We start from the raw sequence: 12,818 nt of genomic DNA, 5'->3' as shown, positions 1-12,818 counted from the left end.
CGCGGAAGATGTTGCAAGAGCCTTAGAGCCGGATATATCCGGACAATCCGTCCCACAGCAGCTTCGCCGCGATGATGACGAGGATGGCGTAGCAGAGGCGGTACAGCGCGCGCTGATCGAGGCGCTCGTGCAGCCGCCATCCGGCCCAGACGCCCACCGGCACCGCCGGCACGCAAAGCGCCATCAGGATCCACAGGCTGCGCGACGGCGTGGCGAGCACGAGCCACGGCCCGGCCTTCAGGAAGTTGCCGACCGTGAAGAACAGGCTGGTGGTGCCCGCGTAAAGCGCCTTCGACATGCCGAGCGGCAGCAGATAGATCGCAAGCGGCGGCCCGCCCGAATGCGCCACCATCGTCGTGACGCCGGAGGAGAGGCCGGCGAACGTCGCCTTGATCGTCGAGCGCGGCCGCGGCTTGATCTCGCCGCCGCCGAGAAACCACAGCGCGGCGAACACCAGCGTCACCACGCCCATCACGATCTCGACGGCATGCCGGTCGAGATCACGCAGCACGAAAAAGCCGAGGCCGACGCCGACGACGAGCGCGGGCAGCAGCATCGTGAGGTCGACGCGCGACCATGTAGCGGGACGCCAGAACCGCAGCGCCGTCACGTCCATGACGACGAACAATGGCGCGAGCAGCGCGCCTGCCGTGATCGGATCCATCGCCAGCGAGAGCAGGGGGATGCCGACGATGGCAAAGCCGCCGCCGAACGCGCCCTTCATGAAGGCGATCAAGAAGACGCCGGCCAATGCGACCGCGAGCACATACGGCGCGGGCATGTCGGTCATGGCGGAGGCGATCATCTTGGGTCGTCGTGGCTGGTGTTGGGATTGCGTGCACCATGGCGGCGGGTACATCCGCACGCAATCCAAACATTGCTCTCGGTGCACCAAGCATTGCTCTCGGTGCAATCGAAGCGAGTGGGCTTGCGCTGTGAGTCTTCGTTTCAAGCGAAGCGGCTGCCGGTTCGCTCGAAAATGCCCTAGCCGGCGCGCATCCTCGGCAGGCCGGCCCTGTCGCCGCTGATCACGGCGCGGCGGTCGGAGACGGCGTGGTGGAATTGCTCGAGCGTCAGGCCGATCACCGAGAGATCGCCTTCCTCGATCGCGCCGTCGTCGTAGCAATCGAGCGCCTCGCGCAGCAGCGCGTCCGCATCGCCCTGCATCGCCGCGAGTTGTTCCGGCGTCTCGGCGCTGCGCACCCGCGCGATCAGCGTCAGCAGATTGTCGCGATGGGTGATGTAGTGCTCGCGCTCGTCGCGCTTGAGATAGTGGCGCAGCCAGGCTCCCGCCGAACCGAGGCCGGAGATCAGCAGGATGCCGCCCCAGATGTAATCGGAATATTTCTCGAGGAAGGTGCGTTCGGTGCCGTCGATATAGGCGGCCGCGCCCTGATGCGCCGGCAGTGCCGCGTCCTTGTCGGTGTCGGGCTTCTCGATCCTGGCCGCCGCCGGTACGTCGCGCGCGACCTGGAGGCGCTGCGTGAACAATTGCCGGTCGAGCTCGCCGACGGTCGCTTCCTCCAGCCTGTGCTGCGCGATGATCAGGTGGTTGACACTGACGGTCTCGACCTTGTCCTCGGGCCGCGCCGGCGACGACGAGAAGATGCTGCCGGCGATCTCCTCGGACTCGTAGCGCGGATGCTTCTGCGCGATCGCTTCGGAGACATCGACCGGGAGGAAGACCGGTTCGCCGCGCGTCGCCGCCGTCGCGGTGATCGCGTCCGCCGTCACCTTGCTGTCGAGCGGGCCGACCGTCATGTAGGCGTCGAGCGAGGGATCGCGCGCGAGGTCGGCGATCTGGTTGGTCTTGAACTGGCTGACCGCAACCTTGTCGGGGGCGACGCCGGACTCGGTCAGGATCACACGCAGCAGCGTGACATTGGCCTGGGTGCTGCCGACCACGCCGACCTTGTGGCCGGCGAGATCGTCGATGCTCTTGATCTTCGCGGACCGCCGCTTGCCTTTGCCACCGGAGGGCGCCCAGAGCACGACGACGTTCTTGCGCAGGATCGCCACCGACTCGGCGCTCGCAGGCAGATCGAGATCGCCGCGCACGACCGCGAGGTCGACCTTGTTCGCGGTGAACAGCGCGATGCTTTCGGCCGAGCCCTGCGTCGTCACCGGCTTCAGCCGCACCGAACTGCCGTCGTGCGCAAAGGCCTGTGCGAAGCCCTGGATCAGCTTGACGTCCTCGCTGCCGGTCGGGCCGACCGCGATCGAGAGCGTCACCGGACGCAGCGCATAGAACAGCACGCCGGCGGCAAGTCCGAACAGGAGCATGCCGACCGCGAGAATCAGCAGCGAGGAGTTTCGCCGTCTCAGTCTGCGGCGCGTGACGCCGGGATTTTCACTCTGCTCTGACATCTGATTGTCATCTTACACGAGAAACCGGCCGGTTGCCGCGAAAAACAACCTAACATTTCGATGACGTCATACGTTTGAAACATCCATGTCAGAACGTCGTGCGAGCAGAATCGAAGATTAACGATTTGGATCTCCTGCGATGCGCATTCTTGTTGCGACCGATGCCTGGCATCCGCAAGTCAACGGCGTGGTCCGGACGCTGACGTCGCTCGCGCGTAGCGCAGCGACCCTCGGCGCCGAGATCGAATTCCTCACGCCCGACGGTTTCCGTTCGGTCGGCGTGCCGACCTATCCGGGGCTGCGTATGGCCTTGCCGAACCGCCGCGAGATCGCGCGCCGGATCGAGGAGGCCGCGCCCGAGGCGATCCACATCGCGACCGAAGGGCCGATCGGCTGGGCGGTGCGCGGCTATTGCCAGCGCAACAAGCTCGCCTTCACCACATCCTACACCACGCGCTTCCCCGAATATGTGTCGGTACGCACCGGCATTCCCGACAGCGTCGGCTACGCGGTGCTGCGCCACTTCCATGCGGCCGGATCCATGACGATGGTCGCGACCGACTCGTTGCGGTCAGAGCTTGCCGAGCGCGGCTTCCGCAGGCTCGGGTTCTGGACCCGCGGCGTCGACACCAGGATTTTCAATCCGGACCAGCCGGCGATGCTCGATCTGCCGCGGCCGATCTTCATGACCATGGGCCGCGTCGCGGTGGAGAAGAACCTCGACGCGTTCCTGTCGCTGGACCTGCCGGGCTCCAAGGTCGTGGTCGGCGACGGCCCGCAGAAGGCGGCGCTGGAACAGAAATATCCCGACGCGATTTTCCTTGGCGAGAAGAAGGGCCAGGATTTGACCTCGCATCTCGCCGCCGCCGACGTCTTCGTGTTCCCGAGCCTCACCGACACCTTCGGCGTCGTACAGCTCGAGGCGCTGGCCTGCGGCACGCCGGTTGCGGCGTTCCCGGTCACCGGCCCGAAGGACGTCATCGCCGGTCACCCGATCGGCGCGATCGACAACGACCTGCGCAGCGCCTGCATGCGTGCGCTGAACATGTCGCGCGCCGACTGCCGCAATTTTGCGTTGGAGCGTTCCTGGGAGAACAGTGCGCGTCAGTTCATCGGCAATCTGGCCACGTTGCAGCCGAGCCGCGCCCCGCGGCCCGCCCGCCGCGTCGCCGGCCGCAGTGCGGTTCCGAATTAACAGCTCAATCGAACGAGAGACGAGAAACTATCTATGGCTGAAATCATCAAGCTGGGTGCCGACCGTTCCATGGACTTCGACCGCGAGACGGTCGAGCAGGCCTATGACCGCTGGGCGCCGATCTATGACCTCGTGTTTGGCGGCGTGTTCAGCAAGGGCCGGCAGGCCGCGATCCAGGCCACCAACAAGATCGGCGGCCGGGTGCTGGAAGTCGGCGTCGGCACCGGCATCTCGCTGCCGCTCTACAGCCAGAATGTCCGCATCTTCGGCACCGACATCTCGGAAGCGATGCTGGAGAAGGCCAAGAAGCGGGTTACCGAGCAGGGCCTGAAGAATGTCGAGGGCCTCGCGGTGATGGACGCCGAGAAGCTCGAATTCCCCGACAATTCGTTCGACGTGGTGATGGCGCAGTACGTGCTGTCGGCTGTGCCGAACCCGGAAGCCGCCCTCGACGAGTTCGCCCGCGTGGTGCGCCCGGGCGGCGAACTGATCATCCTGACCCGCGTCAGCGCCGACGCCGGCGTCCGCCGCTTCATCGAGCAGAAGCTGCAGCCGGTGGTGCGCCCGCTCGGGTTCCGGACCGCCGAATTCGCCTGGTCGCGCTACACCAAGTGGCTGGCCGGCGCGCGTGGCATGGAGCTCGCGGAACGCCGCCTGATCCCGCCGCTCGGCCATTTCTCGCTGGTCCGCTTCCGCAAGTCGGATGTTGCCAAGGCCGCCTGAGGGCGCCGCTGCGCGGCGGCCTGGCCAGACGGCCCGGCCCGCCGGTCCTCCCGAGTGAGGTAGCGCGCAGTGCGCCCGAACCGGGAGGCTACGATACCCTCCGCCTCATCCCCCTGAACCCTTTCGGGATGAGGCGAGACCCTTCTCCGGTTGCGTCAAGGCGTCGCTCCGCGTTGTCATATGTCATTATGATGATGTCACACGCCATACATCGAATCCCTGTAAACCCTGTTCCGAAAGATGTTGGGGGAACCAATGATCAAGAACTTCCTGCAAGAGCTGCGTACCCAGCGCTGGGATGACCATCGCTTCTACCATCACAGCCGGATCAACCAGAGCCTGCATTTCGTCAGCGCGCTGAGCTTCCTGTTCGCCTATGTGATGCTGTTCTTCGATCCGGTCGTGTCGGCGCTGGTCGGCTGGCTGGTCTCGATGACCTCGCGCCAGGCCGGTCACTTCTTCTTCGAGCCGAAGGGCTATGACCACGTCAACCAGGCGACCCACGAGCACAAGGAAGACATCAAGGTCGGCTACAATTTGCAGCGCAAGGTCGTGCTGATGGCGATCTGGGCCCTGTCGCCGATGGTGCTCTACTTCGATCCGACCCTGTTCGGCCTGTTCAAGCCCTGGGTCACGATGGGCGACTTCACCCGCCAGGTCGCCAAGATCTGGCTCGTGGTCGGCGTCGGCGGCCTCCTGTTCCGCACCATCCACCTGTTCTTCATCCGCGACGTCGAAACCGGTCTCGTCTGGATGACCAAGATCATCACCGACCCCTTCAACGACCTGAAGCTCTATCACAAGGCGCCGCTGTTCCTGATGAAGGGCGAGCTGATCGATCCGGGTCTCGAGAAGCACGTCAAGCACGCCTGATCGTTGCGCCCAGCGTCTTCAAACTGCGTGATGCCCGGGCTGGTCCCGGGCATCGACGTTCTTAGAGCTACGGCGGATAATCAATTGTCGAGCGCTTTCGGTTGCGCGCACACTTCACCTCGCCCCGCTTGCGGGGAGAGGCATAGGCCGCCTTTGGCGGCCGTCCGAAGTGACGCCGAAGCGAAGCTTCGGCTACGTTGCATCGCTAGATGCAATCCGGGTGAGGGGGGCTCACCGCGAGTCCGTCTGTTACCGGTTTTGTGGATGGAGCCCGTCACCCCGACCCTCTCCCCGCAAGAGCGGGGCGAGGGAGCACGCGGGCGGTCGGTCGCCTCAGCGGCCGAACCGCACGGCGACCATCTCTTTCAGGATCTGCCGCTTGATGTTCTTGTTGGTAAGGCCTTCCTTGTGCCACCACCAGCCGTCGCGCTTCATCTTCTCGGCCGCCGCGACGAAGCGGTCGCTGACCTCGGCGAAATCGGCGTCGGTGTAGTTCAGCGTGAAGATCAGGCGGCCGGTGCCGACCCAGCTCAGCGCCAGACCTTCCGCGCGCAGATAGTATTGCAGCATCCAGTTGTAGCGGGACGGCTCGGTGTAATAGACGGTCCAGATCGACGAGATGTTGCTGACGCGAACCGGCAGGCCTTGCGCTTCGAGCCGGTCGTTGAGCGACTTGGCGCGGCCGTTCCAGGTCTCCTCCAGCCCGTTGTAGATCGAGCGGAAGTTCGGGCTGGCGAGCCGGCTCAGGAACTCGTCCATCGCCGTCATCACATAGGGATGCGAGTTGAAGGTGCCGCGAGCGAAGCAGATGTCGGCCGGACGGTCGTCGCGGAAGCGGCGCATCAGGTCCTTGCGGCCGCACACCACGCCGATCGGCAGGCCGCCGGCGAGGCTCTTGCCGTAGGTCGCCATGTCAGCCTTGACGCCGAAATATTCCTGGGCGCCGCCGGCGGCGAGCCGGAAACCGACGAACACCTCGTCGAAGATCAGCACGATGCCGCGCTCGGTGCAGACCTCGCGCAGCTTCTTCAGCCATTCGGTGTAGGCGGCGCGGTCGTATTTCGAGGAGCGCGACGAATCGACCAGCGCGGAATCGCCGGGCGCGTTGGAGTTCGGATGCAGCGCCTGCAACGGATTGACCAGCACGCAGGCGATGTCCTTGCGGGTGCGCAGCACGTGCAGCGTCTTCTCCGACATGTCGGCGAGCGTGTAGGTCTCGTGCGGCGACACCGGATTGCCGACACCGGGCTGCACCTCGCCCCACCAGCCGTGATAGCTGCCGGCGAAACGGACCAGATGCGTCTTCTTGGTGTGGTAACGCGCGAGCCGCACCGCCTGCATCACCGCCTCGGTGCCGGACATGTGGAACGAGACCTCGTCGAGGCCGGAGAGCTCGCAGAGCCGCTTCACATTGTCGGCAATGATCGGGTGGTAGGGACCGAGCACGGGACCGAGCGCATGCGCGCGCTTCTCACCCTCGGCGATGCACTCCTTGTAGAAGTCGTTGCCGAAGATGTTGACGCCGTAGGAGCCGGTCAGGTCGTAGGACACGTTGCCGTCAAGATCGGTGACGGTGACGCCGCTGGAGGCCTCGACGAACGCGGAGGTGCCGAGATGCTCGCGCACCAGGCGGCTGTACTGGAACGGCACGCGGTAGGATTCGGTGAACTGCAGGTCGGAGATGCGTTCCGTCACCTCGGCAGTGAGCGCGCGGCCCTTGGGGTAGCGATCCCCGTAGAGGCCGGCGAGGCGGAAGAAGCCGTCCTGCCGCTGCATCGCGATGTCCTTCGGCGCTCCGTCGGAGCGGAAGAACTCGTCGATGTCGAATTCGTAGTGCGGCACCATGCGCGCGACCATCTTGGACACCTTGGAATGTCCGGTCAGCGAGCGGTGCTTGGCACGCGACAGCGCGATACGGGCCTGAATTTTGGGGAAAGCCGCGGCGGCGCCGGCAAGTGCGGCGGCGGACAGCGAGAGAATCGGAAGGGATGTTTCCATGACAGAAGCGCTAGCCTCAGCACCTAACAGATTCATGACAGTCAAGGGCCTGATCTCGGCATTCACCCAGCAGGAAGACCTCAATTTCCTGCTAACCAACCGGATTCCGCGGGCGGCGCTGACCCGCTTCATGGGCTGGTTCTCCAAGGTCGAGAACCCCCTGGTGCGCGACGCCTCGATCGCCTGCTGGAAACTGTTCTCCGATCTCGATCTGTCGGAGGCGAAGAAGACCGAGTTCAAGAGCCTGCACGATTGCTTCACCCGCGAGCTGAAGCCCGGCCTGCGCCCGGCGGCGGCCGATCCCGCCATCATCGCAAGCCCGTCGGACGCGATCATCGGCGCACACGGGCGGATCGAGGACGGCCAATTGTTCCAAGTCAAGGGCGCGCCGTATTCGCTGCTCGACCTGCTCGGCGATCCCGCACTGGTCGAGCAGCACAGGAACGGCCGCTTCGTCACGCTGCGGCTGACCTCGAGCATGTATCACCGCTTTCACGCGCCGTATGATCTCGCCATCGACAAGGTCACGTTCATTCACGGCGACGTCTGGAACGTCAATCCGATCGCGCTGAAGCGGATCGAGCGATTGTTCTGCAAGAACGAGCGCGCGGTGCTGCGCGCGAAACTCCCAACCGGCGAGGCGCTGACATTGGTTCCGGTCGCCGCGATCCTGGTCGCCAGCCTTCGCCTGCATTTTCTCGACATCACGCTGAACGCGCAGTCGCGAGGGCCGGTGGATTTTCCATGTGACGTCCATGTGAAGAAGGGCGATGAACTCGGCTGGTTCGAGCATGGCTCGACCATCATCGTGCTTGCGCCAGATAATTTCGAGTTCTGCGACAGCGTCGCGGAGGGAGCGCGGATCAAATGCGGTGAGCCGCTGTTGCGAAAACCTGTGATGTGACGGCGTTTTTTCCTCGCGTGTCATTGTTTGAGCATGATGTCTGCGCAAACGCATTTTGCGCTTGTCGCGACGGAAAAGCGGTTTCCACTTTTCCGGATCATGCTTTAGAATGGCTGCGATCGTCGTGCGACGATCCTAAATCGCAAACCTTTGGGACACGGGATGGCGCGAACGCCTGTTATGGCGGCGGGAGGCATTGTGCTGCGGCGGGAGACGCCGCCGCGCTTCGCCGTCGTGCGTCTGCGCAAGCGCAACGAGTGGGTGCTGCCGAAGGGCAAGCTCGATGACGGCGAGACGGCGCGCGCCGCGGCCGAGCGCGAGGTGCTGGAGGAAACCGGCCACGACGTCGACGTGCACGAGTTCCTGGGCACGCTGGTCTATGATTCAGGCGGGCGCTCGAAGGTGGTGCATTACTGGCGCATGGATGCCGGCGGCAAGCCGGTGCGCGAGTTGATGAGCGACATCAGGGAGGTCGACTGGCTGCCGCTCGATGAGGCGCTCGAGCGCCTGTCGCGCGGCTATGAGCGTGCGTTCCTGGAGAATGTCGGGCCGATCGCGTTGCAGTCCGCGGCGCAGGCCGAGCGCGAGCGGCGCGCGCGGTTGCGGGCCGCGGCCGCGGAGCGCCGCCGCGTGCGCGTTGCCGCGGAAGAGCCGGTCGTTGACACGCCCGAGGTCGTTGACACGCCCGAGGTCGTTGACGCGTCCGAGGTCGTTGACATGCCCGCGGTCGCTGAAGCACCTGTTGCCGAAGAGACGCTCGAGGTTGCCGAAGCTCCCGCAGTTGAGGAAGAGCCGGGCTCTGTTGAGCTGGGTAGGGCTGACATGTCCGATAGCGCGGAAACGGCGGCCGCAGAAGCCGAACCGGATCAGCCGGCCACGGTGCCAGAGCACGCCACGGTGGATGCCGAAGAAGTGGTCGAGACCGCGCATGTCGTGGAAGCGACGGCATCCGATGCGCCGCAATCATCCGCGCGCGAGATCGAACCCGTTGCCACGGCCGTCCAACCGATCCCGCGCAAGAACCTGATCGACCGCGTGCGCGACTGGCTGCGCCGCGCCGCGTGATCACCCGCACATCTGACGTCGTGCGGTCGGCCGCCACGCGTCGATGTCACGCTGCAAGGCGACGCACTCGGCCACGCGCTTGGGAGAGCCCAATTCACTTGCCAGAAGCTGTGCGGCATGAAGTTCGGCCGTGGCGCCGCGAACGTCGCCATGCTCCAGCTGGAGCCTGCAAATCTGCAGCCTCAGCCTTACGATCTGGACCCGCCCTTCGATGCTCGACCACAATTGGCGGGCGAGATGGAGATGCCGCATGGCTGCTTCATGATCCTGCCGTCCGAGGGCGAGGATCGCCTGCGCTTCGTTGGTGAGTGCCCGGATCGAGGGCATCGGCCAGCGATCCGGATTGCCCGAAAGCTCGCAGATCAATGCTTTTGCCCGGCCGGTCCGATGCGTGTGGGCCGCAACCAGCGCCAGATGCGCGAGCAGGATTCCCCGCCGTTGCAGCGTCCACCAGGTCTTGCCGATCAAGCTCCGTTCGAGGCTCGCATAGGCGGCTTCGGCTTCGCCTCGTGCGAGCAACAGCATGGCGCGGCCCGGCTCTGGGCACCAGCCCAGCGTGTAGGCCCTGTCGTAGGCTTCAAGCGCTGCGTCGTCATTGCCGATCGCGGCCAGGATATCGCCGAGCACCCGATTCGCATCGCCCATCGACCATGGCGCATCGCTCGTCAGGCGTGCGAGCGCGTCCTGGATGCGGGCCAGCGCCTCGTCCAGCGAGCCCCTGATGCCGAGCACCTCGGAGCGATGCAGCTGGCATGAACCCGTCAATTCCATGCCGCTGCCCGAGCAGAAATTCTGGTAGCTCCGCGTCCACTGGTCGGCCCGCGCCCAATCTCCGAACATGCGGGCGGCCCAGAGAATGTTGCAGTAGAGGCTGCCGCCCATGATCGGATCCAGATTGTTGCTGGACAGTGCGACCGCGGCGGCATGGTCCTGATCGGCAAGTCCGCCATGTGTCTCGCCGAGGCATAGCCGATAGAAGCCGCGATAGGCCAGGCTCAGCGCTTCGATGTTGAGCGCGTCCTTGTATCTGACGGACGTGTAGGCAGCGTCGGCCAGCGCGAGCGCCTGTTCCGGCTCGCCATCGAACGCAGCCAGTTTCGACTTCATCCATAGCAGCAGCGCAGTCGTCGGCGGATCGTCGAGCCTTGAAGCCCAATCTTCCGCACGCGCGAGCCAGCCTTTTCCGATCGCGGCCTGACCGCTCTCGAAATGCAGGCCCGAGAGCGTGATCGCGTCGACCGCGGCTCCGGCGGCATCGCCCGCTTCACTGCGCGCAGCGACTGCGCGAACCAGTATAGGAATGGCTGCCGCGGCTCTGCCGAGGCATTGCAGGGCAAGCGCCCAATCGTGCAGATCTTCGGCGCTCAGCTGGCCGTCGTCCTTGGCGCTCTCGAACAGGGTTGCCGCCTGCAGCCACAATTGCGCGGCCGCCGCGCGGCGGGCGAGGCCGATGGTGCCGTCGGCCTGCCTTTGGGCAGTACGTTCCGGCTGCCTGATCTCGGAATCGACGAAGAAGCGATATCCCTTGCCCGGCAGATTTCGGATAGCGCCGTCCATGCCGCCCGTGCGCAGCGCGGCGCGCAACGAACTCACCGCCCGCTGCAGCGAGTTGTCGGTGACCGTGACGTCGGGCCACACGGCGTCGAGGAGTTCTTCCTTGGAGATGACGCGGTCGCGGTGCCGAACAAGGTAGACCAGCAAGTCGAACACACGCGGCTGCAATGGGATCTCTTGGCGCGCGCACAGCAGCACGCGTCCAGCTTCATCAAGCTCGAACAGTCCAAACGAGAACGCCATGTGTATGGGTCCGGGGTCGCCGGAAAAGGTTCAGGCAAAGATCAGACAATGATCAGCCCGCGGTAAGGACAGTTGGCGTGGACGGCGTCTATAGCTGACCGTGGCCGCGATCACCGCAGCCCGCTGTTCGTCGCAACCGAGGAGATTTCGATGGAACTCTATGTCATTCGTCGTCCAAGCGCCTGGGCGAACATGGGCGAACTGGAACTCGCCGGCGCAACGTCCGCCAGGATCGGCGATGAGCAGATGCCGGACCGGATCCGCTGGATCCGCAGCTATGTGGTGCATGAGGCAGACGGTCGCATTGGCACGTTCTGCATATACGAGGCGCGCGACGGTGACTCGATCCGTGAGCATGCGCGCTGCGTCGGCATGCCCGGCGAGGAATTCTACAAGGTCGCGGCAACCGTGGTGGTGCGTGGTGATCCGGTCGAACCGCCCATTGTCGCCGAATGACGCCTGCGAGGCGTCGCATGGCGCGATCACGGTCAAGTGATTTTTCCGGTGCGCCATCACTACTCGATCAAGGAAACCATTATGCCGATTTCATTCATGGAGTCCGTTTCAAGTTCGGTGCGGAGGAATTTTTCCTTTTTGTTTTTGCGCGTCCGTCGAATCGTCAATCAAACGGTCGCAGGCATGCTCGCACACCGCGAGCGGCAGGCCAGTCGCTTGATGCCTCACGAGCCCGGCGGCCGGCAGTCGACGGCCGCCGGCATCCGCTGCTCTCGACCGGTCGTTCGAAGCGCAGTCCTCGGGCTGATGATCGCGGGCTTGTCCTCACCCATGTTCACGAGAGCAGAGGAGCCTGCCGTTCGGGAGCATCGTGCAGCCCTGACGCAGCACGCCGCCACGTCTCAGCGCAGCGGGCACGGCTGCAGGCATCGCACAGATTGGAGCATTGTCGCCGCATCCAGCATCCCGGCCCTTCTCGGCTATCGCACGTAATTCGCAGCACATTGACGTCATAGCACTGCACGACGCCCTTTTTGGCGCAACTCGCGGAGTTTCGGCGAAGCCAGCGGCTTCGCCGCGCGCCGCACGACATTTTCAAAGGAGATGTACATGAACGTTCAGACCGAAATGCCGACCGTCGATCTCGCCGCCGTCAAGGCGCGCCAGCAGGCCACCTGGAGTTCGGGCGACTATGCGATCGTCGGCACCACGCTTCAGATCGTCGGCGAAACGCTCTGCGAGGCCGTCGACCTGCGCAGCAATCAGATGGTGCTCGACGTCGCCGCCGGCAACGGCAATGCGACGCTGGCCGCCGCGCGGCGATTTGCCGACGTGGTCTCGACCGACTACGTCGCGGCGTTGCTCGAACGTGGCCGCGAGCGGGCGGCCGCGGAACGCCTGTCCGTGACGTTCCAGGAAGCGGACGCGGAGAAGCTGCCGTTTGCCGACGCGAGCTTCGACGTCGTGCTGTCGACCTTCGGCGTCATGTTCACCGCCGACCAGCAGCAGGCGGCGAATGAACTGCGCCGCGTCTGCCGCGTCGGCGGCAAGATCGGCCTTGCGAGCTGGACGCCGGAGGGATTCATCGGCCAGCTGTTCAAGACCATCGGGAAATATGTGCCGCCGGCGCCGGGCGTGAAATCTCCTGCGCTGTGGGGCACCGAGGCGCATGTCGGCGCCTTGTTCGGCCCGCAGGCGACGGTTGATGCCAAGCGCAGGCACTTCAATTTCCGCTACAGGTCGCGCGAGCATTTCCTCGAGATCTTCCGGACCTATTACGGCCCGGTGCTGAAAGCCTTCGGGGCGATCGATGCAGTCAAGCAGCAATTGCTCACCACCGACATGTTCGGCCTGATGGACAAGTTCAATGTCGCCAGGGACGGTACGCTGGTCATTCCCGGCGAATATCTGGAGGCCGTGATCACCAGGCAGCGTTGATCT

Annotated in this window: 12 protein-coding genes; 8 read left to right on the top strand and 4 right to left on the bottom strand. The window is 64.7% G+C overall.

Translation table 11 applies throughout. The features are described from left to right. Window positions 1–22: 22 nt before the first annotated feature. Both ACVILL_RS02350 and ACVILL_RS02345 read right to left on the bottom strand, forming a co-directional pair. The gene (locus ACVILL_RS02350; RefSeq protein ID WP_456727667.1) at window positions 23–805 is read right to left on the bottom strand and encodes a sulfite exporter TauE/SafE family protein; all 783 of its coding nucleotides are present in this window, start codon (window positions 803–805) and stop codon (window positions 23–25) included. Between the two features lie 179 nt (window positions 806–984). Beyond that, a complete protein-coding gene (locus ACVILL_RS02345) occupies window positions 985–2,367 on the bottom strand; it encodes a TAXI family TRAP transporter solute-binding subunit (RefSeq protein ID WP_456727666.1) in 1,383 nt (460 codons plus the stop codon). A gap of 139 nt (window positions 2,368–2,506) precedes the next feature. On the opposite strand from ACVILL_RS02345, the gene ACVILL_RS02340 reads away from it, so the two are divergent. The 3 genes from ACVILL_RS02340 to ACVILL_RS02330 all read left to right on the top strand — a co-directional run bounded on the left by ACVILL_RS02340 (window position 2,507) and on the right by ACVILL_RS02330 (window position 5,158). Next, on the top strand, window positions 2,507–3,562 hold the full coding sequence (locus tag ACVILL_RS02340) for a glycosyltransferase family 4 protein (RefSeq protein ID WP_456727665.1): 1,056 nt from the start codon (window positions 2,507–2,509) through the stop codon (window positions 3,560–3,562). A gap of 33 nt (window positions 3,563–3,595) precedes the next feature. Then, a complete protein-coding gene (locus ACVILL_RS02335; RefSeq protein ID WP_456727664.1) occupies window positions 3,596–4,285 on the top strand; it encodes a methyltransferase domain-containing protein in 690 nt (229 codons plus the stop codon). A 255-nt stretch (window positions 4,286–4,540) separates the two neighbouring features. Then, the gene (locus ACVILL_RS02330; protein ID WP_016841638.1) at window positions 4,541–5,158 is read left to right on the top strand and encodes a hypothetical protein; all 618 of its coding nucleotides are present in this window, start codon (window positions 4,541–4,543) and stop codon (window positions 5,156–5,158) included. Window positions 5,159–5,491: 333 nt separating this feature from the next. On the opposite strand, the gene ACVILL_RS02325 is transcribed toward ACVILL_RS02330, so the two are convergent. Further along, on the bottom strand, window positions 5,492–7,156 hold the full coding sequence (locus tag ACVILL_RS02325; RefSeq protein ID WP_456727663.1) for an aminotransferase class III-fold pyridoxal phosphate-dependent enzyme: 1,665 nt from the start codon (window positions 7,154–7,156) through the stop codon (window positions 5,492–5,494). A gap of 34 nt (window positions 7,157–7,190) precedes the next feature. On the opposite strand from ACVILL_RS02325, the gene asd reads away from it, so the two are divergent. Both asd and ACVILL_RS02315 read left to right on the top strand, forming a co-directional pair. Next, a complete protein-coding gene (gene asd, locus ACVILL_RS02320; RefSeq protein WP_456727662.1) occupies window positions 7,191–8,060 on the top strand; it encodes an archaetidylserine decarboxylase in 870 nt (289 codons plus the stop codon). Between the two features lie 162 nt (window positions 8,061–8,222). After that, window positions 8,223–9,125, top strand: a complete 903-nt coding sequence (locus ACVILL_RS02315; protein WP_456727661.1) for an NUDIX domain-containing protein — start codon at window positions 8,223–8,225, stop codon at window positions 9,123–9,125. Here ACVILL_RS02315 and ACVILL_RS02310 read toward each other — a convergent pair whose 3' ends face one another. Then, a complete protein-coding gene (locus ACVILL_RS02310; protein WP_456727660.1) occupies window positions 9,126–10,922 on the bottom strand; it encodes a winged helix-turn-helix domain-containing protein in 1,797 nt (598 codons plus the stop codon). It abuts the gene before it with no gap. 150 nt (window positions 10,923–11,072) lie between these two features. On the opposite strand from ACVILL_RS02310, the gene ACVILL_RS02305 reads away from it, so the two are divergent. From ACVILL_RS02305 to ACVILL_RS02295, 3 genes are all read left to right on the top strand, one after another. After that, the gene (locus ACVILL_RS02305; RefSeq protein ID WP_456727659.1) at window positions 11,073–11,378 is read left to right on the top strand and encodes a nickel-binding protein; all 306 of its coding nucleotides are present in this window, start codon (window positions 11,073–11,075) and stop codon (window positions 11,376–11,378) included. Window positions 11,379–11,414: 36 nt separating this feature from the next. Then, window positions 11,415–11,870, top strand: coding sequence for a hypothetical protein (locus ACVILL_RS02300; protein ID WP_456727658.1), 456 nt, complete (start codon window positions 11,415–11,417; stop codon window positions 11,868–11,870). A 117-nt stretch (window positions 11,871–11,987) separates the two neighbouring features. Next, complete coding sequence (locus tag ACVILL_RS02295) at window positions 11,988–12,815, top strand: class I SAM-dependent methyltransferase (RefSeq protein ID WP_456727657.1); 828 nt, start codon at window positions 11,988–11,990, stop codon at window positions 12,813–12,815. Window positions 12,816–12,818 lie beyond the last annotated feature (3 nt).

The organism is Bradyrhizobium sp. USDA 3364, from assembly GCF_054056355.1.
This window is presented reverse-complemented; position numbering and strand designations above follow the sequence as displayed.

Bases quoted from the DNA above. Each gene is read 5' to 3' on its own strand.
- ACVILL_RS02350 (WP_456727667.1), bottom strand. From the start codon at position 805: ATGATCGCCTCCGCCATGACCGACATGCCCGCGCCGTATGTGCTCGCG.
- ACVILL_RS02345 (WP_456727666.1), bottom strand. From the start codon at position 2,367: ATGTCAGAGCAGAGTGAAAATCCCGGCGTCACGCGCCGCAGACTGAGA.
- ACVILL_RS02340 (WP_456727665.1), top strand. From the start codon at position 2,507: ATGCGCATTCTTGTTGCGACCGATGCCTGGCATCCGCAAGTCAACGGC.
- ACVILL_RS02335 (WP_456727664.1), top strand. From the start codon at position 3,596: ATGGCTGAAATCATCAAGCTGGGTGCCGACCGTTCCATGGACTTCGAC.
- ACVILL_RS02330 (WP_016841638.1), top strand. From the start codon at position 4,541: ATGATCAAGAACTTCCTGCAAGAGCTGCGTACCCAGCGCTGGGATGAC.
- ACVILL_RS02325 (WP_456727663.1), bottom strand. From the start codon at position 7,156: ATGGAAACATCCCTTCCGATTCTCTCGCTGTCCGCCGCCGCACTTGCC.
- asd (WP_456727662.1), top strand. From the start codon at position 7,191: ATGACAGTCAAGGGCCTGATCTCGGCATTCACCCAGCAGGAAGACCTC.
- ACVILL_RS02315 (WP_456727661.1), top strand. From the start codon at position 8,223: ATGGCGCGAACGCCTGTTATGGCGGCGGGAGGCATTGTGCTGCGGCGG.
- ACVILL_RS02310 (WP_456727660.1), bottom strand. From the start codon at position 10,922: ATGGCGTTCTCGTTTGGACTGTTCGAGCTTGATGAAGCTGGACGCGTG.
- ACVILL_RS02305 (WP_456727659.1), top strand. From the start codon at position 11,073: ATGGAACTCTATGTCATTCGTCGTCCAAGCGCCTGGGCGAACATGGGC.
- ACVILL_RS02295 (WP_456727657.1), top strand. From the start codon at position 11,988: ATGAACGTTCAGACCGAAATGCCGACCGTCGATCTCGCCGCCGTCAAG.